Genomic DNA, 21,175 nt, shown 5'->3' with positions numbered 1-21,175 from the left:
CTCCGCAGACCGGAGAACCCGATGGACATATCGACGCAGACAGCAGACGCATCTCCCCCTACGCCCCCACAGCCCTCCGCGGCCGAGCAGAAGCGCAACGCCCGCGGTGCCACCCGCCTCGGTGACCGGGTCTTCCTCGGACTCTCCCGCGGCTCCGGCATCCTGCTCCTGGTGGTCATGGCCGCGATCGCGGTCTTCCTCACCTACCGGGCCGCCCTCGCGATCAACCGCGACCACGGCAACTTCCTCACCACCTTCGAGTGGAACACCAACCTCATCCCGCCGACCTTCGGCATCGCGGTCCTCGCCTTCGGCACGATCGTCTCCTCGATCATCGCCATGGCCATCGCGGTCCCGGTCGCGGTCGCGATCGCGCTGTTCATCACGCACTACGCGCCGCGCCGCCTGGCCGGCCCGGTCGCCTTCGTGGTCGACCTGCTCGCCGCCGTGCCGTCCATCGTGTACGGCCTGTGGGGCGCCCTGATCCTCGTACCGCACATGACCGGCCTGTTCGGCTGGCTGGACGACTACTTCGGCTGGACCGGGATCTTCTCCTGGGACGGCGGTGCCCCGCGCTCGATCCTGACCGTCTCGATCCTGCTCGCGATCATGATCCTGCCGATCATCACCAACGTGAGCCGCGAGGTCTTCCGCCAGGTCCCGCAGATGCACGAAGAGGCCGCCCTGGCCCTCGGCGCCACCCGCTGGGAGGTCGTCCGCATGGCGGTGCTGCCCTTCGGGCGCTCCGGCGTGATCTCCGCCTCGATGCTCGGCCTCGGCCGTGCGCTCGGCGAGACGATGGCCGTCGCCACCGTGCTCTCCCCGGACTTCGACATCCACGCCAGCCTGCTCAACCCGGGCGGCGGCACCTTCGCCCAGAACATCGCCAGCAAGTTCGGCGAGGCGACCTCGGACGGCCGTGACGCGCTCATCGCCTCCGGTCTGGTCCTCTTCGTCATCACCCTGCTGGTCAACGGCGCGGCCCGCATCATCATCCAGCGCCGCGCAGAGTACTCGGGGGCCAACGCATGAGCACCGCAGCAGCCAGCACCCTGCGCGGTGCCACCCTCCCCAAGTGGTCCGCCTACGCCATCGTCGGCGGGGCCATCGTCCTCGGCGTGGCCATCGGCCTGGTCGGCGGCCTGGACAGCAAGGTCCAGTGGGGTCTGATCGCCGGCCTCCTCTACGTTCTCGGCACCTATGTGATCGCCGCCCGGGTCGAGGGCCGCCGGCAGGCCAAGGACCGCGTCGCGACCTCCCTGGTCTGGGTCGCCTTCGTGATCGCCGTGGTCCCGCTGGTCTCCCTGATCTGGGTGACCGTCTCGCGCGGTGTGAAGGTCCTGGACCCCTACTTCCTCTCCCACTCCATGGGGGTCGTCGCCGACTCGCAGCCCGGCGGCGGTGCCTACGCGGCCATCATCGGCTCCCTGGAGCAGGTTGGCCTCGCCACCCTGATCGGCGCCCCGATCGGCATCCTCACCGCGGTCTACCTCGTCGAGTACGGGCGCGGCCGCCTCGCCAAGTCCGTCACCTTCTTCGTGGACGTGATGACCGGTATCCCGTCGATCGTCGCGGGTCTGTTCATCCTCAGCCTCATGCTGATCTTCGACATGGAGCCGTTCGGCTTCGCCGGATCGCTGGCCCTGGCCATCCTGATGATGCCGGTGGTCGTGCGCTCCACCGAGGAGATGCTCAAGCTCGTCCCGAACGAGCTGCGCGAGGCGTCCCTGGCGCTCGGCGTGCCCAAGTGGCGCACCATCCTGAAGGTGGTCCTGCCGACTTCTATCGGCGGCATCACGACCGGTGTCATGCTGGCCATCGCCCGTATCGCGGGTGAGACCGCGCCGGTGCTGCTGCTGGTGTTCGGCAACCCGTTCATCAACAACAACCCCTTCGAGGGTGCGCAGTCGTCGCTGCCGCTGTTCATCTACCAGCAGTACGCGAACAGCGCCGGTGCCAACGCGGCCTACGACCGGGCCTGGGCGGCCTCGCTCACGCTGATCGCCTTCGTGATGATCCTGAACCTGGTGGCCCGCGGCATCGCCCGCTGGAAGGCCCCCAAGACCGGTCGCTGACCGGCCGACAGCGACCGACTCTCTGGAAGTGAAGAAGCAATGTCCAAGCGAATCGACGTAAGCGGGCTCACCGCCTACTACGGCTCCCACAAGGCCATCGAAGACATCTCGATGAACGTCGAGCCGCGCACGGTCACGGCGTTCATCGGCCCCTCCGGCTGCGGCAAGTCGACGTTCCTGCGCACGCTCAACCGCATGCACGAGGTCACCCCCGGCGGCCGCGTCGAGGGCAAGGTCCTCCTCGACGACGAGAACCTGTACGGCGCCAACATCGACCCGGTGGCGGTGCGCCGCGAGGTCGGCATGGTGTTCCAGCGCCCCAACCCCTTCCCGACGATGTCGATCTTCGACAACGTGGCGGCGGGTCTGCGCCTGAACGGCAACTTCAAGAAGAGCGAGCTCGGCGACATCGTCGAGAAGTCGCTCAAGGGCGCGAACCTCTGGAACGAGGTCAAGGACCGCCTGAACAAGCCGGGTTCCGGCCTCTCCGGTGGTCAGCAGCAGCGTCTGTGCATCGCCCGCGCGATCGCGGTCGAGCCGAACGTGCTGCTCATGGACGAGCCCTGCTCCGCCCTCGACCCGATCTCCACCCTCGCCATCGAGGACCTGATCGGCGAGCTGAAGGAGCGCTTCACGATCGTCATCGTGACGCACAACATGCAGCAGGCGGCGCGGGTCTCCGACCGTACGGCGTTCTTCAACCTGGCCGCGGTCGGCCAGCCCGGCAAGCTGATCGAGATCGACGACACGGAGCGCATCTTCTCCAACCCGTCGGTCCAGGCGACGGAGGACTACATCTCCGGCCGCTTCGGCTGAGCCGTACCTGACCCCTCGCGGTGCTGCATGGCGGTGCCACCGCGAGGACGCAAAGGGCCCGCCCCTGGCTCCCGGGGGCGGGCCCGTCTGCGTGTGCGCCCACTGATGGGGGCCGGTGGGTCGTGTGCCGGTGGGTCGTGTGTCGGGTGCGGGCCGGTGGGGGTTGTTCGCGCAGTTCCCCGCGCCCCTGACGGGGCGCGTGTTCGACGTCGGCTGCGAGTGGTACGTGGCTGGTCGTGCCCGCGCGGCGGCAGCCGCAGATCGAATACAGCCCGTGCCCCTTACGGGGCGATGGTGCTCGCCCCTCTACGAATCGAGTGGGGTGGGTCGTGCCCGCGCGGGGGAGCCGCATATCGGCACAGCCCCGTGCCCCTTGCGGGGCGATGGTCTGGCGGTGGCTCCACAGTGCTGTGTGCCGGGCGCCTGTCGGGCTCCTCGACCTCGCCTCTTCTGCAAACCGAGTCGGGTGGGCGGGTGGGCAGAGGTGGTTACAGGAACGCCAGGTCCACGACGCCGAAGGCTGCCGCTGCCACCAGGGCCGCTGCCGGCATCGTGATGAACCAGCCCATGACGATGTTCTTGGCCACGCCCCAGCGGACCGCGTTCACGCGCTTCGTCGCGCCGACGCCCATGATGGCCGAGGTGATGACGTGGGTGGTGGAGACCGGCGCCTTGAAGAGGTACGCCGTGGTGAACATGATCGACGCACCCGTCGCCTCGGCCGCGAAGCCCTGCGGGGGGTCGAGTTCGATGATCTTGCGGCCGAGGGTGCGCATGATGCGCCAGCCGCCCGCGTAGGTGCCGAGGGAGAGCATCACGGCACAGACGATCTTGACCCAGACCGGGATCGGGTCGCCGTACGTCTCGTGGCCGGAAATCACCAGTGCCATGACGACGACGCCCATCGTCTTCTGGGCGTCCTGGAGACCGTGGCCCAGGGCCATGCCCGCCGCGGAGACGGTCTGCGCGATCCGGAACCCGCGCTTGGCCTTGTGCGGGTTGGCGCGGCGGAAGGCCCACATGATGGCCGTCATGACCAGGTAGCCGAGGATGAGGCCGACCACCGGCGACAGGAACATCGGGATGATGACCTTGTCGACGACGCCGTTCCAGAGGACTTCCGTGCCGCCGGCCAGCGCCGCGCCCACCAGGCCGCCGAACAGCGCGTGGGAGGAGGACGAGGGCAGACCGAAGTACCACGTCACGAGGTTCCAGACGATCGCGCCGACCAGCGCCGCGAAGAGGATGCCCATGCCCTTGGAGCCCTGCGGCGTCGCGATCAGGCCCTCGCTGACCGTCTTCGCGACACCGGAACCCAGGAAGGCACCCCAGAGGTTCATGACGGCCGCCATGGCCAGCGCCGCCCGGGGCGTCAGCGCCCGGGTGGAGACCGAGGTCGCGATGGCGTTCGCCGAGTCGTGGAAACCGTTCGTATACGTGAAGAAGAGCGCGACCAGGATGGTCACGACGAGCGCGAAGGTGTCCATCGACGGTTCAGGACTCCTTGACGGCGATGGTCTCCACCGTGTTCGCCACGTGCTCGAACGCGTCCGCCGCCTCTTCCAGGACGTCCACGATCTGCTTGAGCTTCAGCACCTCGATCGCCTCGTACTTGCCGTTGAAGAGGTGCGCGAGAAGCTTGCGGTGGATCTGGTCCGCCTGGTTCTCCAGGCGGTTCACCTCGATCCAGTACTCGGTGAGGTTGTCCAGCGTGCGCAGGTGGGGCATCGCCTCGGCCGTCAGGTCGGCGGCCCGTGCCAGCACCTCGATCTGCTGCTCGACGCCCTTCGGCAGCTCCTCGACGTTGTAGAGGACGACCAGGTCGACGGCCTCCTCCATGAAGTCCATGATGTCGTCGAGGGACGACGCGAGGTTGTAGATGTCCTCGCGGTCGAACGGCGTGATGAACGAGGAGTTCAGCTGGTGGAAGATCGCGTGCGTGGCGTCGTCACCCGCGTGTTCCGCTGCCCGCATACGCTCTGCGATCTCGGCCCGGGCGGACGGGTCCGCCCCGAGCAGTTCCATCAGGAGCTTCGAGCCCGTGACGATGTTGTCCGCGGACGCGGCGAACATGTCGTAGAAGCTCGTCTCCCTGGGGGTCAGACGAAAGCGCACTTGGGGTCCTCGGTATGCATGGGTTTCGGTCAGGGTGATGCTAAGCGCATCATCCGGCCACGGCTAATGGGCCGCCCTCCAGTTTCGCCCATCGGGCAGCGAGATCAGCACGGGGGCGTCCCGAGGGCCCTATACCCAGCAAAGTTCGTTACCATATACCCACTAGGGGTATATGTCTCGGCGATGCGGAGGACGCGATGACGACCAGCGAGGCCGGCGCCACGGCGCCCTCCGGAAGCGGAACCGCGCAGGCGGTCACGCATGGCTACCACAAGCAGAAGGCCGAGCACCTCAAACGGCTGCGCCGGATCGAGGGCCAGATCCGGGGCCTGCAGCGCATGGTCGACGAGGACACCTACTGCATCGACATACTCACCCAGGTCTCCGCCTCCACCAAGGGGCTGCAGGCTTTCGCCCTGCAACTCCTCGAGGAGCACCTGCGGCACTGCGTCGCCGACGCGGCCGTCAAGGGCGGGTCGGAGATCGACGCGAAGGTCGAGGAGGCCACCCAGGCCATCGCCCGCATGCTGCGGACCTGATGCCGGGGAGCCGACCGGAGCGGCCGGAGCTGGCCGGAATCAGTCTGCCTCGCGCTCCTCGGTCACGCGGAGCACCTCGTCGATGCTCGCCAGGCTGAGCCGGTCCTCGGCGGCCGACGCCGCGATGATCAGTTCTCCGCACAGTTCGATCTCGGCGAGGGCCACGTGGTCCTGAACTGCCGTACCGCCGACCGGAGCCACGTGCATCACCTCTTCTCTGCCGTCACCGACTCTCTAGAGTAGGCAGCGGTCTACACAACGCGCATGGCACGGACGGGCTAGTTCACAGGTTGTACAGAGCCGTTCCCTGACTAGTGCGTCGGCTGGTTTTCGGCGATCCGGCCCGCGTAGATGTCCTCGGAACGTGGCAGCTTCACGTCGACCGGAGTGCCGAAACCGTACAGCAGGGTCGTCGAGGCGACCGCCACGGTGCCCTTGCCGCTGTCGTTGACGAAGCTGAAGCGCTGCCGCAGTTTGCGGATCCGGCCCTGGTCGTCGAGGTACACGTCGAACGGGACCTCGGCGGTGGCGAACCCTTTCGCCGCGGCCGCCAGGGAAGCCCTGTCGCCGGTGGACGCCGAGCGGGCGGCGGCCGCGAGGTCGGCGATGCCCCGGTAGTGCCGGACCGTGGTCCCGGCGAGCTCGGTCCTGCCCAGGTACGTCGCCGTGCGGGTGCCGCGCAGCAGCTCGGCCGCGGCGAAGGGGTCGGTCGCGCCGCCGGTGACCAGGTTGCCGTCGGAGAGGGTCGCGGTCTCCACGCGGACCCATTTGTCGGCGGGCACCCCGGCGCCCCGGTTCTTCATGAACAGCGCGCCCGGGGCGAGGAGTTCGGTGATCGGGCGGTGTTCGGAGGCACCGGCGGGGTCCTGCGGGAGGACGACCGTGAGCCTGCCGAACTGCTGGTCGTAGTCGTAGACGCCCTGGCCGCGGATGGTGACCCGGGTGCCGCCGGTGGCCATCTCCATCGAGGTCGTCGCCCTGGAGGTGTGGGTGGCGCGCAGGGTGTCCGCCGCGCGCTTCAGGAGGGGGACCGGGTTGTCGCCGGGGGTGCCGGCGACGCCTTCGGCCGATGCGCCGCCGCAGCCGGTGGCGCACGCGCCGAGGCCGACCACGAGCCCTACGGTGACGGCCGTCTTTCCGGCCCGCCAGTGCTGCCGCCGATCCATCGCCTGCCTACCCCCAGCCGGTACGTCCGTCACGGGCCCCCTGTCGTTCCGCTTAACGAGGGGTGGGTGGGGCCGTCACGCATACCAGTGCTTTACCGAGCGTGGGTAACGTTGTCGGTGTGGCACAGCAGGACGGTTCCGGGCGGGCCCTGGAGGGGGCGGAGCACGACGCGGGCACGGTTGAACAGGGCCGGTTCTGTTTCGCCCGGTGCACGTGTGGGTGGCGGGGGCCGGCGCGGAGGGCGAGAAGCCTTGCGCGGACCGATGCGGAAGGTCACTTGGCCGGAGGGTGAGTTCGGTCGTTCGCCGGCTGCGGGCCGGTGGGGCTTGCCGCGCCCACGCGGCGGAGCCGCGAACTGACACGGCCCGCGTCCTTACCGGGCACCCCAGCCCGCGTCCTTACCGGGCACTCCATGCCGTCGGTTCGCCGCCGCGCCGTCGTGGCTGATCGCGCAGTTCCCCGCGCCCCTTACGGGCGCTCCAGTTCCGCGCCCTGAAAGGGACACCCCTTATGGGGCGTTGTGCAGTGAAGCCAGCAACTCGTCCACCAGTTCGGCGTCTCTTGGCTGGGTCAGGCGTTGGCGGGCCTCCGGTGGGCGTAGCCAGAGGATTCTGTCCACCTCGTGGTTCGGGGTGAAGTGGCCCTCTCCTGCTTCGCCGGACCAGTAACGGACGTCCTTGGGGCGGCCGTTGGCGTAGTAGTGGGCGGTGGAGAGTTCGGTGCCGAGGGTGGCCGTGTAGCCGGTCTCCTCGGCCACCTCGCGAAGCGCGGCCGTGTCCGCGGCCTCGCCGCGCTTGAGTTTGCCCTTCGGGTGGGACCAGTCGTCGTACTTGGGGCGGTGGACGAGGCAGACCTCCAGGTCGCCGTGGACCGGCGAGCGGCGCCACAGGACGCAGCCCGCCGCCAGCACCGGGGTGTCGTTCACACCGCCTCCGCCCGCTGCTTCTGCCACGCCTGCTGGAAGGCGAAGCGGGCCGCCTCGACCTCGTGCCGCTGGTCGGCGTGGAGGACGCCGAGGGCGTAGGCGGTCGCGGGGGCGATGCGCGGGGTGCGGGCGGCCGCGGCTGCCGCGGCGGCGGCCTCCGAGGCGTCGCGGTGGCGGTTCAGGGCCTGGCCGGCCGCGAACAGCCGTACGTCCACGGGCGCGCCCTCGCCGCACAGCACCTCGCGGGCGTAGCGGTGCAGGCGCAGCAGGAGGCGGACCTGGTGCCAGGGGCCGTCCTGGGGGTGCGGGGCGGGGTCCGGGGACAGGCCGTGGACCAGGGCCTCCGCGTTGTAGGGGTGGCCGGCGGTGACCAGGGGGAGCGCGGCGATGGCGTCGGTGAGGCGTTCCTCGGCTGCCGCGGCCGGCGGGCGCAGGTCGGTGCCGGGAGCGGCGGGCGTCAGCGGGACCTCGCTGGCCAGGACCGCGACCTTGTCGGCGACCGCGTGGAAGCGGGAGGAGCCGAGCGCCTGGAGGGCGGTGGAGTGGGCGCGGGTGCGGGCGAGGGTGAGCTGGCGGTCCAGCAGGGCGCCCGCCTTGGCCGCGCCGACGGTGAGGTTGCCGCGGTCCTGAGGCGCCTCCGAAGTCGCCTGGCTCGGCAGGGCCGTCGATCCGGAGAGGCGGTGCAGCGCCAGCAACAGCCGCTCCAGCCGGGCCTCGTAGGCATGCTCAAGCCCCAACGTGCCTGACAGCCAGGCCAGTTCGGGGCGGATCTCCTCGGACCAGTCGGCGTCGAGGAGCGGGCGGAAGGTGTGCAGGCTGCCGCTGATGCGCCGGGCCGAGCGGCGCAGGGCGCGGGCCGCGTCGACGGACTCCGCCGCGCTGCTCGCCGTCCCGGTCTCCCGGTGCAGGCGCAGCGCGCGGAGGAACTCCGTGGCCTGGGCGCGCAGGTAGCCCGCGAGGGCTTCCCCGGTGACGACCCGGGCCGTGGGGTCCGTCGGTTCAAGGTGTTGCTGTGCCACGCCGGCGCCTCCGGGCGTCTATGAGCGTCTCCTGGATGTTGCGCAGCGGCCGTCCGTCGGCGTCGGTCGCGTACCGGGTCCATTCGCCGTCCGGGCCCAGGTGCCAGGAGGAGGTGGAGTCGGACATGCCGGATTCGAGGAACCGGTTGAGGGTCGCTCGGTGAGCCGGGTCGGTGACCCGGACCAGGGCCTCTATCCGGCGGTCGAGGTTGCGGTGCATCATGTCGGCGCTGCCGATCCACACCTCGGCCTCGCCGCCGTTGCCGAAGGCGAAGACCCGGGAGTGTTCCAGGAAGCGGCCGAGGACCGAGCGGACCCGGATGTTCTCCGACAGGCCCGCGACGCCCGGGCGGATCGCGCAGATACCGCGCACCCAGACGTCGACCGGCACGCCGGCCATGGCCGCGCGGTACAGGGCGTCGATGATCGCCTCGTCGACCATGGAGTTGACCTTGATCCGGACGAACGCGGGGCGTCCGGCCCGGTGGTGCTGTATTTCCTTCTCGATACGCGCGATCAGGCCGTCGCGCAGCGACTTGGGGGCCACCAGCAGGCGGCGGTACGTCTCCCGGCGGGAGTAGCCGGAGAGGCGGTTGAACAGGTCGGACAGGTCCGCGCCGACCTGCGGGTCGGCGGTGAGCAGGCCGAGGTCCTCGTACAGCCGCGCCGTCTTCGGGTGGTAGTTGCCGGTGCCGACGTGGCTGTAGCGGCGGAGCGTCTCGCCCTCCTGGCGGACCACCAGGGACAGCTTGCAGTGGGTCTTCAGGCCGACCAGGCCGTAGACGACGTGGCAGCCGGCCTCCTCCAGCTTGCGCGCCCACTTGATGTTGGCGTGCTCGTCGAAGCGGGCCTTGATCTCGACCAGGACGAGGACCTGCTTGCCGGCCTCGGCGGCGTCGATGAGCGCGTTGACGATCGGGGAGTCGCCGGAGGTCCGGTACAGGGTCTGCTTGATGGCGAGGACGTCGGGGTCCTCGGCGGCCTGCTCGACGAAGGCCTGCACGGAGGTGGAGAAGCTGTCGTACGGGTGGTGCAGCAGCACGTCCCGCTCGCGCAGGGCGGCGAAGATGTCCGGCGCCGACGCCGACTCGACCTCGGCGAGGTCGCGGTGGGTGCCCGCGATGAACTTGCGGTACTTCAGCTCCGGCCGGTCGAGGCCGGAGATGCGGAACAGGCCGGTCAGGTCGAGCGGGCCGGGCAGCGGGTAGACCTCGGCCTCGTTGACCTTCAGTTCGCGGACCAGCAGGTCGAGGACCTCGCGGTCGATGGACTCCTCGACCTCCAGGCGCACCGGCGGGCCGAACCGGCGCCGCATGAGCTCCTTCTCCAGGGCCTGGAGCAGGTTCTCGGCGTCGTCCTCCTCGACCTCCAGGTCCTCGTTCCGGGTGAGGCGGAAGGCGTGGTGCTCCACGACCTCCATGCCGGGGAACAGTTCCTCCAGGTGGGCGCCGATGACGTCCTCGATGGGGACGTAGCGGCCCGGGGAGCTCTCCAGGAAGCGGGACAGCGACGGCGGCACCTTGACCCGGGCGAAGTGCTTGTGGCCGCTGACCGGGTTGCGTACGACCACGGCCAGGTTCAGGGAGAGGCCGGAGATGTAGGGGAACGGGTGCGCGGGGTCGACGGCCAGCGGGGTCAGGACCGGGAAGATCTGGTGCCGGAAGAGCGTGAAGAGCCGCGCCTGCTCCTTCTCGGTCAGCTCGGCCCAGCGGACCAGGTGGATGCCCTCCTCCGCGAGCGCGGGGGCGACGTCCTCGTGGTAGCAGGCGGCGTGCCGGGCCATCAGCTCGCGGGAGCGGGCCCAGATCATCTCCAGGACCTCGCGCGGCTGCAGCCCGGAGGCGGACCGCGTGGCCACACCGGTGGCTATGCGACGCTTCAGCCCTGCCACCCGGACCATGAAGAACTCGTCCAGGTTGCTCGCGAAGATCGCCAGGAAGTTCGCCCGCTCCAGCAGGGGCGTCTCGGGGTCCTCGGCCAGCTCCAGAACCCGCTCGTTGAAGGCGAGCCAGCTGCGCTCCCGGTCCAGGAAGCGCCCCTGGGGCAGCAGGGTCCCGTCGGCCTGCGTCTCGTCGTACGCGTCGAGGTCGGCGTCGAGGTCGGGTTCCAGGTCGGAGACCGCGGCGGCCACGGTGTGCGGGCGGTGCGCGGCGATGGAGCCCACGGAGGGCTGGGCGGGCTGAACCTCGGCTGCCTGGGCGTTCTGCTGACTCATGAGCCCATTCTTCCGCGCCCGGGCCGTCACAGGCGCGTCGGAACGCGCGGGCGGGAGCTGGACGACCCCGTTTCCCACGTACCCCTCGGGGCGCGGCGAAGGCTCAGGCGCGGCGGGCTTCATTGGCTGAGCGTCGCAAGTCCGTCTGAACCAATGGTTACGAAGACATGGCGTGCGGGATAGCGGGGGGAGGCTCGCGGACGTCTGTGAACGGCCCCTGAAGGCCTTGGGGATCACGAAAGCGACGATCCTGTACGACCTTCTCACCGGCACCGTACGTCTTTCCCCCGTCCGGGGGACGCGCGGGACCGACGGTCCCTCAGCGGGCCCGGCGGCGCAAGAGCCGGAACGCGCCGAACGTGGCCGCGGCGGTGAGGGCGAGCACCATCGCGGTGGCGACGAGTTGTACGGACCAGAAGCCGTGCAGCGGGCCGTGCAGCGGCTTCCACGCCTCGCGCAGGTACAGCCTGACGACGAGCGTCACGGCGGCGGCCGCGCCGAGCGCCGGGAGGGTGCGGCCGAGCGCGATCCCGGCGAGGGCGCCGACGGCGAGGCCGAGCAGGAGCAGGGCCGGCAGCAGCGGGCCGTGCGGGATGAACACGCGGTCGTAGGTCCAGTTGCTGACCAGCCACTTCCGGTCGGAACTCCACACCCAGCCGAAGACCAGCGCCGCCAGCCCGCCCCCGGCGGCCAGCGGTACGGCGGCCGCGGTCAGCTTCCCGGCCAGCCAGCGGGCCGGGGACACGGACTGGGTCCAGGCGAGCTTCGCGGTGCCGGACTCCAGCTCGCGGCCGACCAGCGCGCCGCCCGCCCAGGCGGCGACGGCCACGCAGGAGTAGCTGAGGACCTCGCCGAGGACGTTGAAGAGGTTGTTGGCGTCGGTGAACGCCGAATAGTCGCAGGTGCGCGGGTGGCCGCCCATGGGGGAGTAGGCGAAGAAGCTCTGGCAGCTCCGCTCGGCCGGCACCTCCGAGAGGTGCAGCCAGAGCAGCCAGCCCGTCACCAGCAGCACGAACGCGGCCCACCCGAGCAGCGCCGGGCGGTGCAGTCTGCTCAGGGAGCGGTGCGGGGCCGGGGGAGCGGCGGGCAGGGCGGTCATCAGGCGGTCGTCTTTCCGGTCAGGCGGCGCAGCGCCAGGAAGCAGCCCAGGGTCAGCAGGGCCGTCACGGCGAGAAGCAGGACGGTGGCGGTCAGCTGGAGCGGCCAGTAGTGCGAGGCGGGGTGGTAGTCGCCGTAGGCGACGTCGGCGTGCTTGCCGGTCCGCACCGTCCAGGAGCTGTCGGGGAGGGCGAAGAAGGCCTTTCCGCCGGCGGTCCGCGTCGGCCACAGGTGAGGCAGGAGCAGCTGGGCGACGGCCCAGAGCACGCCGGTGACGAGCAGGCCGAGGCCCAGGCCGGGAAGGGTGCGGCGGGACAGCAGGCCCGTCAGCGCGCCCGCCGTCAGGCCGCACAGGGCCAGGGCGACGAGGGTGGGGCCGTTGGTGTGGAAGGTCCAGACGTCGTACCACTGCTTGGCGGTGTCGACACGGCCGTTGCCCGCGGCCCAGGCCAGATGGTGCAGCCAGACCAGGAGCGCGGTCCCGGCGGCGACGGCCGCGGCCGGTATCGCGAGCCGGACGGCCAGCCAGCGCACCGGGGTGCTGGACTGGGTCCAGGCCAGCCGGGCGGTGCCGGACTCCAGCTCCTTGCCGAACGCGCCGCCCGCCCAGGCCGCCGCCAGCAAGGGCACCGTGGCCACGGCCAGGGTGGCGTAGTTGTACCAGTCCTTGTAGCGCAGGATCGCGTTCTGGTCGTACGTACACCTCTGCCAGTCCGTGCAGCTGTCGTACTGGCGCCAGGCGTCGGCCGCCGCGTCGGTCAGCGGGCCGTGCAGGAGGAGGAGCAGGGCGGCGGCGACGAGCACCAGGCCCGCCCACACGTACAGCGCCGGGCGGTGCAGGCGCAGCAGCCAGCGGGTCAGCCGGGGCCTGGCCGTGGCTGCGGGTACGGGCGCGGATGCGGACAGGGCGGTCACGCGACGGCCTCCTCGGTGGGGGTCAGGGCCGGGGCCTGGGGGTTGCGGAGGTGGGCGAGGACCAGCTCCTCCAGGGAGGGGGTGGTGGCGCGCCAGTCGTCGGGGAGCGGGCCGGCGGGGCGGACCAGGGCGCTGAGCTGACGGCCGGTGGTGCGGGACTCGACGACGGTGTGCGGTGCGAGGCCGGTGTCGGCGGTGGTGGCGACCCGGGCGTGGGCGGCCAGCAGGTCGTCGATCTCGCCGGCCAGCCGGACCCGGCCGCCGCCGATCAGCAGCAGGTGGTCGCAGGAGTCCTCCAGTTCGGCGACCACGTGCGAGGACATCGCGATGGTGGTGCCGTGCTGGGCGGCCTGCACCATCAGCACGCCCATCAGCTCGTGCCGGGCGAGCGGGTCGAGGTCGGCCATCGGCTCGTCGAGCAGGAGCAGTTCGGGCCGCTTGCCGAGGGCGAGGGCGAGCGCGACCCGGGTGCGCTGGCCGCCGGAGAGGGCGCGGATCCGGGATTTCGGGTCCAGGTCGCCTGCGGCCACCACCTCCTGGGCGGCGGCCGCGTCCCAGCGTTCCGGGTTGAGGTCGGCGCCCATCCGCAGCGTCTCGCCGACCGTGAGCTGCGGGTAGAGGGGCTTGTCCTGGGCGACGTAGCCGATCCGGGCGCGGGCCCCGGCCGGGGTGGTGCCGAGGACGGTCAGCTCGCCCTCGGTGGCGCCCAGCAGGCCGGCGGCGAGGGCGAGGAGCGTGGACTTGCCCGCCCCGTTGGGGCCGACGACGGCGCACACCCGCCCGGCGGGCAGCCGGAAGGTGCAGTCGCGCAGCGCCCAGCCCCCGCGCCGGCCGAACCGCTTGCCGAGCGCGGACGCCGCTATCGCGGTGTCGGTCATGAACTCTCTCCTTGCAGGTGCTTCTCGTGCACGGCGAAGTGTGTGTCGAGTACGGCGGTGAAGAGTGCGGCCACGTCGTCGCGGTCCAGGCCGGCCGCGCGGGCGCGGGCGGCCCAGTCGTCCAGCTCCCCGTGCAGGGGGGACTCGGCGGCCGGGGCGGCGCCGAGCGAGCGCTTCACGAAGGTGCCGAGGCCGCGCCGGGCCTCGACCAGGCCCTCGCGCTCCAGCTCCCGGTAGGCCTTGAGGACGGTGTTGGGGTTGATGGCGGTGGCCTCGACCACCTCACGGGCGGTGGGCAGTCTGTCTCCCGGCTGGAGGTGACCCAGGCGCAGGGCCTGCTTGGTCTGCTGGACGATCTGGACGTAGGTGGCGACGCCGGAGCGCCGGTCGATGCGGTACTCGACCACCCGTACAACCACCCTTTCACTAATTGAGTAGTGAAAGGGTGGTGCAAGATTGTTCGGAAAGTCAAGGCCGGTTCCGTGAACCGGTCGGCGGGGCTCGTGCGATGAGGAGACGTGAGCGGAACGAGAAGCGACGGGGAGCTGCTGCGCGCGGTCGCGGCGGACGCGGACCGGCGCGCCTTCGAGGAGCTGTACCGCCGGTACGCGCCGTGGCTGACCGCGCGGCTGCGCGGCCGGTGCGCGGATCCCGCGGTCGTCGACGACGTCGTGCAGGAGACGTTCCTCGCGGTGTGGCGGGGGACCGCCCGCTACCGGGAGGACGTCGAGAACGCCGACGCCGCCGGGTGGCTGTGGCGGATCGGGTCACGGCGGCTGGTCGACGCGCTGCGCGGCGACGGGGCCCGCGGCCGGCTGCGGCAGGCGCTGGCCCGGCTGCGGCACCGGGACGAGGCCTCGGCGGAGGAACGCGTGCTCGCGGGGGTGGAGCACGGGGACCTCGCCGGGGCCCTGGTCCGGCTCTCGCCCGAACTGCGGGCGGTGCTCCAGGCGACGGTGATCGACGGACTGACCACCCGCGAGGCGGCGGTCCTGCTCGGCATCCCGCCGGGGACGGTCAAGACCCGCGCGATGCGGGCGCGCAAGCAGCTGCGGGAGGAGTTGGCATGACCTGGCACGTGTCCGAAGAGGACCTGAGGGCGTACGCGCACGGCGAGCTGGCGCCGCCGCTGCTGTGGTCGGCCGACACCCATGTCGGCTCCTGCGCGGAGTGCCGTGCGGTGCTCGCGTCGGTGTCGGACCCGGTCGCGCTGGACGCCGGCTGGGACCGCCTCGACGCCGAACTGGACGCGCCGAGGCCGGGGTTGGGCGAACGGCTGCTTGTCCGCCTCCGCGTCCCCGAGCCCACCGCCCGGCTGCTCACCGCCACCCCGGTGCTGCGCCGCTCCTGGCTGGCATCGGTGGCGTTCGTGCTGGCGGCGACCGTCCTGGTGGTGCACGCGGTGGACGCCCCGGCGCTGTTCCTGGCTCTCGCCCCGCTGCTCCCGCTCGCCGCGGTGGCGCTGTCGTACGGACCGGTCCTCGACCCGACGTACGAGATCGCCGCGGTCGCCCCGACGCACGGCTTCCGGCTGCTGATGATCCGCACGGTGGCCGCGCTGACCGCCTCCCTCGGCCTCAACTGCCTGGCCGCGCTGGCCCTGCCCGGCTACGGCCTGCTCGCCTTCGGCTGGCTGCTGCCCGCCCTCGCGCTCACCGCGGCCGGCCTCGCCCTCTCCGTCCGGCTGGGCCCGCTGCTCGGGCCCGGACTGGTCGGCGGGGCGTGGACGGCCCTGATGGCGGTGGCGGCGATGCACCCGGCGCACACACCGGCCGCCTTCACCACGGCCGGGCAGTCCGTGGCTGCCGCCCTCGCCGCGCTGGCGACGCTCCTGCTGCACCAGGTGCGGGACCGCTTCGACGCCAAGCCCTACTGACCGACTGATCGCCTGATCGCTGGAGTCCTACGTTGAACACCACTGTCTCCGCCGCCGGCCTCACCGTGCGCTACGGCGGCACCCCGGCGCTCGACGGCGTCACCCTGTCCCTGACGGACGGCGTCACGGGCCTGCTCGGGCCCAACGGCGCGGGGAAGACCACCCTGTTGAAGGTCCTCGCCACCGCCGTACCGCCGGACGGCGGCGCCTTCACGGTGCACGGCGAGGACCCGGCCACCCCGGCCGGCCGGCTCGCGGTCCGCCGTTCGCTCGGCTACCTCCCGCAGACCCCCGGCTTCCACCCGGACTTCACGGCCTTCGAGTTCGTCGACTACGTCGCCATCCTCAAGGAGCTCACCGACCGGGGCGGCCGCCACCGCGAGGTGCGCCGGGTGCTGGACCAGGTGGGCCTGGCCGACGTGCGCGGCAGGCGGATCAAGCGGCTGTCCGGCGGGATGCGGCAGCGGGTCGCGCTGGCCGCCGCGCTCGTCGGCGACCCCCGGTTCCTCGTCCTGGACGAGCCGACGGTCGGACTCGACCCCGAACAGCGCATGCGGTTCCGGGAGTTGATCGCGGAGGCGGGCGAAGGCCGCACGGTGCTGCTCTCCACCCACCAGACCGAGGACGTGGCGATGCTCTGCAACCGGGTGGTCGTGCTGGCCGGCGGCCGGGTCCGGTTCGACGGCACACCGGCCGGGCTGACGGACCGCGCGGCCGGCCGCGTGTGGAGCAGCACGGAACGCGCCCCGGGCGCCCGGGCGAGCTGGCGCACCGGCACCGGCGCCTTCCGCAACGTCGGCGACCCGCCCGCCGGCGCCGACCTGCTCGAACCGACCCTGGAGGACGGCTACCTGCTGCTCCTCGACGCGCAGGGCGCGGAGGGCACGGAGGTGGCGGCGGCATGACGACGACACTCGTGACGGAGCCGGCGGCCGCCGCGCACGCGGACCACGACCGTGACACCGCGTCCGCGTCCGTCGTCGCCCTGGCCCTGTTCGAGGCCCGCCAGCTGCTCCTCCAGATCCCGCTGCTGGTCTTCGGTCTGCTGTTTCTCGCCTACGTCGGCTACGGCCTGTTCGGCCAGGACGAGGGCATGGACGCCTACCCGGTCCTGCACGACGTGGACCGCACCACCCAGGGCGCCCCGGAGCTGTTCGCCGTCGCCCTGCTGGTGTGCGTGCACCGGGCGACGATGCTGAACCGGCGCCGGGGCCTGGAGGAGCAGTTCGGGGTGCTGCCGATGTCGCCCGCGCGCCGCACGCTCGCCCACGCGCTCTCCGTCGTGCCCTTCGCCGTCGGCATGGCCGTGCTGGTCGACGTCCAGTTCGCCTGGTCGGCACTGCGGCCCGGCGCGGTCGGCCACGGCTCGCTCTTCGAACTGGCGGTGGCCCCGCTGACCGTCCTGCTCGCCGGCGCGCTCGGCGTGCTGCTGGCCCGGGTCCTGCCCCACCCGGCGGCCCCGCTGGTCTTCCTGCTCGCCCTCGGCCTTGTCACCAGCGCGGTGCCCGGCGGTGCGGGGACGCACGCCGTGCACTGGCTGTGGCCGGTGGTGCTGGAGAACGGCGGCACCCCGGTCCCCGGCGAACTGCTGGGCCGCCCGGCGGGCTGGCACGCGCTGTACCTGGTGGGGCTCACGGTGCTGCTGGTGTGTGCGGCGATGTGGGTGGCCGGCGGCCGGGCGCGGGTCCTGAAGGCGGCGACGGCCGTGGCCCTGGCGGCCGCGGTGGCCGGCGTGGCCGGTCAGTCGCCGGGGGACTCCGCCGGTCTGCAGGCCGCGCGGAAGGCGGAGGCGGACCACCCGGCGAAGTTCCAGACGTGCGTCGAGCGCGACGGCTCCCGGTACTGCGCGTACCCGGACTGGAAGGGCTGGACGGTCGACTGGGCCGGAGTGGTCCACCGGGTCCGCGCCGAGGCGGCCGGCCCGCAGGCCACCACCCGGCTGACCGTCCGCCAGCGCATCCAGGAGATCACCGACCTGACCGCGGACGCCACCCTCCCGACCAGCTCCACCCCGGGCACGGTCACCGTCGGCACCCAGTGGGGCGGCAACCGGGTCCCCGAGTTCGCGGTCGGGGTCGCCCGGGTCCTGGTCGCGGGCAGCGAACACGCCTCCCTGGACATGTGCGACGCCCGCGTGGTGACGACGATGTGGCTGGCCCTGGCCGACGACCCCACCCCCACCGCCACCTTCCGCCACCTCCGCATCGACGACAGCCTCAGCGGCCCGGCCGCGGTCCTCACCTCGGACGGCGGCAGCATGTCCGTCTCGGCCCAGCAGACCGAGGTCGTACGGGAGCTGCTGCGGGAGCCGCACGACACGGTGGCGGCCCGGGTGAAGTCCCACTGGCAGCAGTTGGTCTCAGCGCACACGACGACGGCCGAGGCGGCCCGCCTGCTCGGCGTGCGGGTGCCGAAGGGCCCGGACGACTGCCCGGCGGGCTGACCCGGGCATGGACGACCCCGGCCGCCGAGGCCCCTCAGGTCTCCGTCCGGTACATCAGGTCGGTCTCGTGGGTCGTGAAGCCCAGGCGTTCGTAGACCGCGACCGCCGCCGTGTTGTCGGCGTCGACGTACAGCATCGCCGTCGGCAGGCCGCGGTCGGCCAGGTGGCGCAGGCCGATCGTGGTGAGGGACTTGCCGAGGCCGCCGCCCTGGGCGGCCGGGGAGACGCCGAGGACGTAGACCTCGCCCAGGCCCTCCGCCTCGTGCACCTTCGTCCAGTGGAAGCCGAGGAGTTCGGTGCCGCGCTCGGCGAGGAAGAAGCCCGCCGGGTCGAACCAGGGCTGGGCCTTGCGGTCGTCCAGGTCGCGCTGGGTGAGCGAGCCCTGTTCCGGGTGGTGGGCGAAGGCGGCGGCGTTGACGGCGAGCCAGGCCGCGTCGTCCCGGCCGGGGACGAAGGCGCGCACGGTGACGCCCTCGGGCAGCTTCGGGTCCGGCAGGTCCAGGCCGGTCAACGGGCGGCGCATCTGGCGCAGTTCACGGAACAGGGTCAGGCCGAGGACCTGCGCGAGGTGGCGGGCCGCCGAGTGGCCGCCGTGTGCCCACACCCGCAGCCGCTTGCCGGACGCGCCCAGCAGGGCGGAGCCCAGCGCGCGGCCGTGGCCGTGGCCCCGGTGGGCCGGGTGGACGACGAGTTCCGCGGCCGGGGCCTCCACCGGGTCGGTGTCCTCCAGCTGGGCGTAGCCCACGAGTTCGTCCCCGACGGTGAGGAGCAGATGGGAGACGCCCTCCCGGGCACCGCCGGTCAGCTGGAGGCGGCCCTGCTCGGACACCGGCTGCTGGCCGTCGGCCCGCGCGGCCTCCGCCAGCAGTTCCCGTACGGCCTCGGCCTGATCCGGGGTGAGCGCGGAGAAGGTGTCGATGGAGCGGGAGTACATGGGCGGCCGTGCGGTGTCGTCGCTGGTCATGCGTACGAGGGTACGGCGCCTGATCGGCAAAGTGGGGACACCGGCGAAAGGTAAAGGGCAGGGCAACCGGCAACCAAGATGTAACCATGAACCCCCTGTTGCGCTACGCGCGTTGACCCTAGGCTGCGCCGGACCGGGCCACTTCTCAGCAGACCCACAGGGGGCTCCATGCAAGCGAAGTCCAGACCGTCCAGACGGCGTACGTACGCGCTGCTCGCCTCGGCCGCCGGGCTCGCCACCGCCGCGGCCCTGGCGAGCGCGCTGCCCGCCGACGCGCACTCCGGCAAGGGCCACGGGCACCAGCGCCCCGGCCGATACCAGGACGTCCAGCTGCTCTCCTTCAACGACCTGCACGGCAACCTTGAGCCGCCGGCCGGCTCCTCGGGACGGGTCACCGAGACCCAGGCCGACGGCACGACGAAGACGATCGACGCCGGTGGTGTGGAGTACCTGGCCACCCATCTGCGCCAGGCCCGCAAGGGGCACCCGTACTCCGTCACCGCGGCCGGCGGCGACATGGTCGGCGCCTCCCCGCTGATCTCCGGCCTCTTCCACGACGAGCCGACCATCGAGGCGCTCAACAAGCTCGACCTGGACGTGACGACGGTCGGCAACCACGAGTTCGACGAGGGTGCCAGGGAACTGGCCCGCCTCCAGAACGGCGGCTGCCACCCCACTGACGGCTGCTACGCCGGCAAGAAGTTCAAGGGTGCCGACTTCCCCTACCTGGCGGCCAACGTCCTCGACGAGAAGACGGACAAGCCGATCCTCAAGCCCTACTGGGTCTGGAAGAAGAAGGACGTCAGGATCGGGTTCATCGGCGTCACCCTGGAGGGCACGCCCGGCATCGTCTCCGCCGACGGCGTCAAGGGCCTGGCCTTCAAGGACGAGGTCGAGACCATCAACAAGTACGCCAAGGTGCTCCAGCGCCAGGGCGTCCAGTCGATCGTCGCGCTGGTCCACGAGGGCGGCTTCCCGTCCTCGGCCAACTACAACTACGACTGCGACTCGCCGGGCGCCGGCGACGGCATCTCCGGACCGATCGTCGACATCGCGAAGAACGTGACCCCGGCCGTGGACGCGCTGGTCACCGGGCACACCCACACCGCGTATGTGTGCACGGTCGACGACCCGGCCGGCCACCCCCGCATGGTCACCTCGGCCGCCTCCTTCGGCCGCCTCTACACGGACACCACGCTGACCTACGACCGCCGCACCGGTGACATCGCGCGTACGGCCGTGAAGTCCGCGAACCACGTGGTCACCCGGGACGTCGCCAAGGCGCCCGACATGACCGAGCTGATCAGCAGGTGGAACACCCTCGCCGCTCCGATCGGCAACCGCGCCATCGGCTACATCTCCGCCGACGTCAACAGCACCGGCACCGAGTCCCCGATGGGCGACCTCATCGCCGACGCCCAGTTCGCGTACGGCAGGGAGCTGGACCCGGGGACCGACCTCGCGCTGATGAACCCGGGCGGGGTGCGGGCCGGGCTGACGTACGCGGCCAAGGGGAGCGAGGGCGACGGCGTGGTGACCTACGCCGAGGGCTTCACCGTGCAGCCGTTCGCCAACACCGTGAACCTCCAGGACTTCACCGGCGCGCAGCTGCTCCAGGTGCTCAAGGAGCAGGTGAGCGGTACGAACGCGGCGGCCCCGAAGATCCTCCAGCCGTCCGCGAACCTCACCTACACCCTGGACCTGACGAAGACCGGCGCGGACCGCGTCGTCACCGACTCCGTCAGGCTGAACGGCGCCGCCGTCGACCCGGCCGCCACCTACCGCGTCGCCACCAACTCCTTCCTCGCGGGCGGCGGCGACGGCTTCCCCACTCTCGGCCAGGGCACCGGGGACCTCGTCGGCACCGACGACCTGTCGGCCCTCGCCCAGTACCTGACGGCCAACTCCTCGGCCACGAGCCCGCTCGCGCCGCCGGCCGCGAACCGGATCACGATCGTGCAGTAGTCGCCCGTCTCCGCCCGGCCCGAGGGCCCGGTACGCACACCCGTGCGTACCGGGCCCTTTCTGCTGCGTCTGCTGCGTCTGCTGGATAAAACCTATGTGAGGTAGCGAACGGTTCCCGGTTGCTCCTGAAAATTCATCTCAGCCGCAATTCATCGAGGTCTAACT

At 71.7% G+C, this 21,175-nt stretch carries 21 protein-coding genes; 9 read left to right on the top strand and 12 right to left on the bottom strand.

Annotated features, from left to right (window positions below; genetic code table 11):
- The first annotated feature begins 21 nt into the window (after window positions 1-21).
- The 3 genes from pstC to pstB are packed head-to-tail and all read left to right on the top strand — an operon-like array spanning window position 22 to window position 2,891.
- Window positions 22-1,032 carry a phosphate ABC transporter permease subunit PstC gene (gene pstC, locus ACWGKQ_RS40030; protein ID WP_453296982.1) on the top strand — a complete coding sequence of 337 codons (1,011 nt, stop codon included), beginning with the start codon at window positions 22-24 and terminating at the stop codon, window positions 1,030-1,032.
- Complete coding sequence (gene pstA, locus ACWGKQ_RS40025; RefSeq protein WP_453296981.1) at window positions 1,029-2,075, top strand: phosphate ABC transporter permease PstA; 1,047 nt, start codon at window positions 1,029-1,031, stop codon at window positions 2,073-2,075. The genes pstC and pstA overlap by 4 nt, the downstream gene beginning before the upstream one ends.
- A 39-nt stretch (window positions 2,076-2,114) precedes the next feature.
- On the top strand, window positions 2,115-2,891 hold the full coding sequence (gene pstB / locus ACWGKQ_RS40020; protein ID WP_453296980.1) for a phosphate ABC transporter ATP-binding protein PstB: 777 nt from the start codon (window positions 2,115-2,117) through the stop codon (window positions 2,889-2,891).
- Between the two features lie 488 nt (window positions 2,892-3,379).
- Here pstB and ACWGKQ_RS40015 read toward each other — a convergent pair whose 3' ends face one another.
- Together ACWGKQ_RS40015 and ACWGKQ_RS40010 are read right to left on the bottom strand one after the other, a co-directional pair.
- Window positions 3,380-4,378 carry an anion permease gene (locus ACWGKQ_RS40015; RefSeq protein ID WP_453296979.1) on the bottom strand — a complete coding sequence of 333 codons (999 nt, stop codon included), beginning with the start codon at window positions 4,376-4,378 and terminating at the stop codon, window positions 3,380-3,382.
- A 7-nt stretch (window positions 4,379-4,385) separates the two neighbouring features.
- Window positions 4,386-5,006 carry a DUF47 domain-containing protein gene (locus ACWGKQ_RS40010; protein WP_366364526.1) on the bottom strand — a complete coding sequence of 207 codons (621 nt, stop codon included), beginning with the start codon at window positions 5,004-5,006 and terminating at the stop codon, window positions 4,386-4,388.
- 197 nt (window positions 5,007-5,203) lie between these two features.
- Between ACWGKQ_RS40010 and ACWGKQ_RS40005 the strand changes: the two genes are divergently transcribed.
- Window positions 5,204-5,545, top strand: coding sequence for a metal-sensitive transcriptional regulator (locus ACWGKQ_RS40005; protein WP_453296978.1), 342 nt, complete (start codon window positions 5,204-5,206; stop codon window positions 5,543-5,545).
- Window positions 5,546-5,584: 39 nt separating this feature from the next.
- On the opposite strand, the gene ACWGKQ_RS40000 is transcribed toward ACWGKQ_RS40005, so the two are convergent.
- The 9 genes from ACWGKQ_RS40000 to ACWGKQ_RS39960 form a co-directional block, all read right to left on the bottom strand.
- A complete protein-coding gene (locus ACWGKQ_RS40000) occupies window positions 5,585-5,752 on the bottom strand; it encodes a hypothetical protein (protein ID WP_453296977.1) in 168 nt (55 codons plus the stop codon).
- Window positions 5,753-5,856: 104 nt separating this feature from the next.
- Window positions 5,857-6,711, bottom strand: coding sequence for a hypothetical protein (locus ACWGKQ_RS39995; protein ID WP_453296976.1), 855 nt, complete (start codon window positions 6,709-6,711; stop codon window positions 5,857-5,859).
- A gap of 509 nt (window positions 6,712-7,220) precedes the next feature.
- Window positions 7,221-7,637 (bottom strand): NUDIX hydrolase, encoded by a 417-nt coding sequence (locus ACWGKQ_RS39990; RefSeq protein WP_453296975.1) that lies wholly within the window; start codon window positions 7,635-7,637, stop codon window positions 7,221-7,223.
- On the bottom strand, window positions 7,634-8,656 hold the full coding sequence (locus tag ACWGKQ_RS39985) for a CHAD domain-containing protein (protein ID WP_453296974.1): 1,023 nt from the start codon (window positions 8,654-8,656) through the stop codon (window positions 7,634-7,636). The genes ACWGKQ_RS39990 and ACWGKQ_RS39985 overlap by 4 nt, the downstream gene beginning before the upstream one ends.
- On the bottom strand, window positions 8,637-10,994 hold the full coding sequence (locus tag ACWGKQ_RS39980) for an RNA degradosome polyphosphate kinase (protein ID WP_453296973.1): 2,358 nt from the start codon (window positions 10,992-10,994) through the stop codon (window positions 8,637-8,639). Before ACWGKQ_RS39980 ends, ACWGKQ_RS39985 begins: the two co-directional genes overlap by 20 nt.
- Before the next feature lie 196 nt (window positions 10,995-11,190).
- Window positions 11,191-11,970, bottom strand: coding sequence for a hypothetical protein (locus ACWGKQ_RS39975; RefSeq protein WP_453296972.1), 780 nt, complete (start codon window positions 11,968-11,970; stop codon window positions 11,191-11,193).
- Window positions 11,970-12,884, bottom strand: coding sequence for an ABC transporter permease (locus ACWGKQ_RS39970; protein WP_453296971.1), 915 nt, complete (start codon window positions 12,882-12,884; stop codon window positions 11,970-11,972). Before ACWGKQ_RS39970 ends, ACWGKQ_RS39975 begins: the two co-directional genes overlap by 1 nt.
- Window positions 12,881-13,762 (bottom strand): ABC transporter ATP-binding protein, encoded by an 882-nt coding sequence (locus ACWGKQ_RS39965; RefSeq protein WP_453296970.1) that lies wholly within the window; start codon window positions 13,760-13,762, stop codon window positions 12,881-12,883. Before ACWGKQ_RS39965 ends, ACWGKQ_RS39970 begins: the two co-directional genes overlap by 4 nt.
- Window positions 13,759-14,169 (bottom strand): GntR family transcriptional regulator, encoded by a 411-nt coding sequence (locus tag ACWGKQ_RS39960; RefSeq protein WP_453296969.1) that lies wholly within the window; start codon window positions 14,167-14,169, stop codon window positions 13,759-13,761. Before ACWGKQ_RS39960 ends, ACWGKQ_RS39965 begins: the two co-directional genes overlap by 4 nt.
- 111 nt (window positions 14,170-14,280) lie before the next feature.
- Between ACWGKQ_RS39960 and ACWGKQ_RS39955 the strand changes: the two genes are divergently transcribed.
- Genes ACWGKQ_RS39955 through ACWGKQ_RS39940 form a run of 4 tightly spaced genes read left to right on the top strand, consistent with a single transcriptional unit; the run spans window position 14,281 to window position 18,081 of the window.
- Entirely contained in the window at window positions 14,281-14,832 is a 552-nt protein-coding gene (locus ACWGKQ_RS39955) for an RNA polymerase sigma factor (RefSeq protein ID WP_453296968.1), read from the top strand.
- Complete coding sequence (locus ACWGKQ_RS39950; protein WP_453296967.1) at window positions 14,829-15,638, top strand: zf-HC2 domain-containing protein; 810 nt, start codon at window positions 14,829-14,831, stop codon at window positions 15,636-15,638. Before ACWGKQ_RS39955 ends, ACWGKQ_RS39950 begins: the two co-directional genes overlap by 4 nt.
- A gap of 32 nt (window positions 15,639-15,670) precedes the next feature.
- Window positions 15,671-16,543, top strand: coding sequence for an ABC transporter ATP-binding protein (locus ACWGKQ_RS39945; protein ID WP_453296966.1), 873 nt, complete (start codon window positions 15,671-15,673; stop codon window positions 16,541-16,543).
- Entirely contained in the window at window positions 16,540-18,081 is a 1,542-nt protein-coding gene (locus ACWGKQ_RS39940; RefSeq protein ID WP_453296965.1) for an ABC transporter permease, read from the top strand. The genes ACWGKQ_RS39945 and ACWGKQ_RS39940 overlap by 4 nt, the downstream gene beginning before the upstream one ends.
- Before the next feature lie 34 nt (window positions 18,082-18,115).
- Here the strand turns inward: ACWGKQ_RS39940 and mshD are convergent, their stop codons facing one another.
- Window positions 18,116-19,045 (bottom strand): mycothiol synthase, encoded by a 930-nt coding sequence (gene mshD, locus ACWGKQ_RS39935; protein WP_453296964.1) that lies wholly within the window; start codon window positions 19,043-19,045, stop codon window positions 18,116-18,118.
- 168 nt (window positions 19,046-19,213) lie between these two features.
- Here mshD and ACWGKQ_RS39930 point away from each other — a divergent pair, with 168 nt between their 5' ends.
- Window positions 19,214-21,010, top strand: a complete 1,797-nt coding sequence (locus ACWGKQ_RS39930) for a bifunctional metallophosphatase/5'-nucleotidase (protein WP_453296963.1) — start codon at window positions 19,214-19,216, stop codon at window positions 21,008-21,010.
- Window positions 21,011-21,175 lie beyond the last annotated feature (165 nt).

The sequence above is a fragment of the Streptomyces sp. NPDC054770 genome, assembly GCF_053611985.1.
This window is presented reverse-complemented; position numbering and strand designations above follow the sequence as displayed.

Bases quoted from the DNA above. Each gene is read 5' to 3' on its own strand.
- ACWGKQ_RS40005 (WP_453296978.1), top strand. From the start codon at position 5,204: ATGACGACCAGCGAGGCCGGCGCCACGGCGCCCTCCGGAAGCGGAACC.
- pstB (WP_453296980.1), top strand. From the start codon at position 2,115: ATGTCCAAGCGAATCGACGTAAGCGGGCTCACCGCCTACTACGGCTCC.
- ACWGKQ_RS39940 (WP_453296965.1), top strand. From the start codon at position 16,540: ATGACGACGACACTCGTGACGGAGCCGGCGGCCGCCGCGCACGCGGAC.
- ACWGKQ_RS39965 (WP_453296970.1), bottom strand. From the start codon at position 13,762: ATGACCGACACCGCGATAGCGGCGTCCGCGCTCGGCAAGCGGTTCGGC.
- ACWGKQ_RS39930 (WP_453296963.1), top strand. From the start codon at position 19,214: ATGCAAGCGAAGTCCAGACCGTCCAGACGGCGTACGTACGCGCTGCTC.
- pstA (WP_453296981.1), top strand. From the start codon at position 1,029: ATGAGCACCGCAGCAGCCAGCACCCTGCGCGGTGCCACCCTCCCCAAG.
- ACWGKQ_RS39980 (WP_453296973.1), bottom strand. From the start codon at position 10,994: ATGAAGCCCGCCGCGCCTGAGCCTTCGCCGCGCCCCGAGGGGTACGTG.
- ACWGKQ_RS40015 (WP_453296979.1), bottom strand. From the start codon at position 4,378: ATGGACACCTTCGCGCTCGTCGTGACCATCCTGGTCGCGCTCTTCTTC.
- ACWGKQ_RS39995 (WP_453296976.1), bottom strand. From the start codon at position 6,711: ATGGATCGGCGGCAGCACTGGCGGGCCGGAAAGACGGCCGTCACCGTA.
- ACWGKQ_RS39975 (WP_453296972.1), bottom strand. From the start codon at position 11,970: ATGACCGCCCTGCCCGCCGCTCCCCCGGCCCCGCACCGCTCCCTGAGC.
- ACWGKQ_RS40000 (WP_453296977.1), bottom strand. From the start codon at position 5,752: ATGCACGTGGCTCCGGTCGGCGGTACGGCAGTTCAGGACCACGTGGCC.
- ACWGKQ_RS39950 (WP_453296967.1), top strand. From the start codon at position 14,829: ATGACCTGGCACGTGTCCGAAGAGGACCTGAGGGCGTACGCGCACGGC.
- mshD (WP_453296964.1), bottom strand. From the start codon at position 19,045: ATGACCAGCGACGACACCGCACGGCCGCCCATGTACTCCCGCTCCATC.
- pstC (WP_453296982.1), top strand. From the start codon at position 22: ATGGACATATCGACGCAGACAGCAGACGCATCTCCCCCTACGCCCCCA.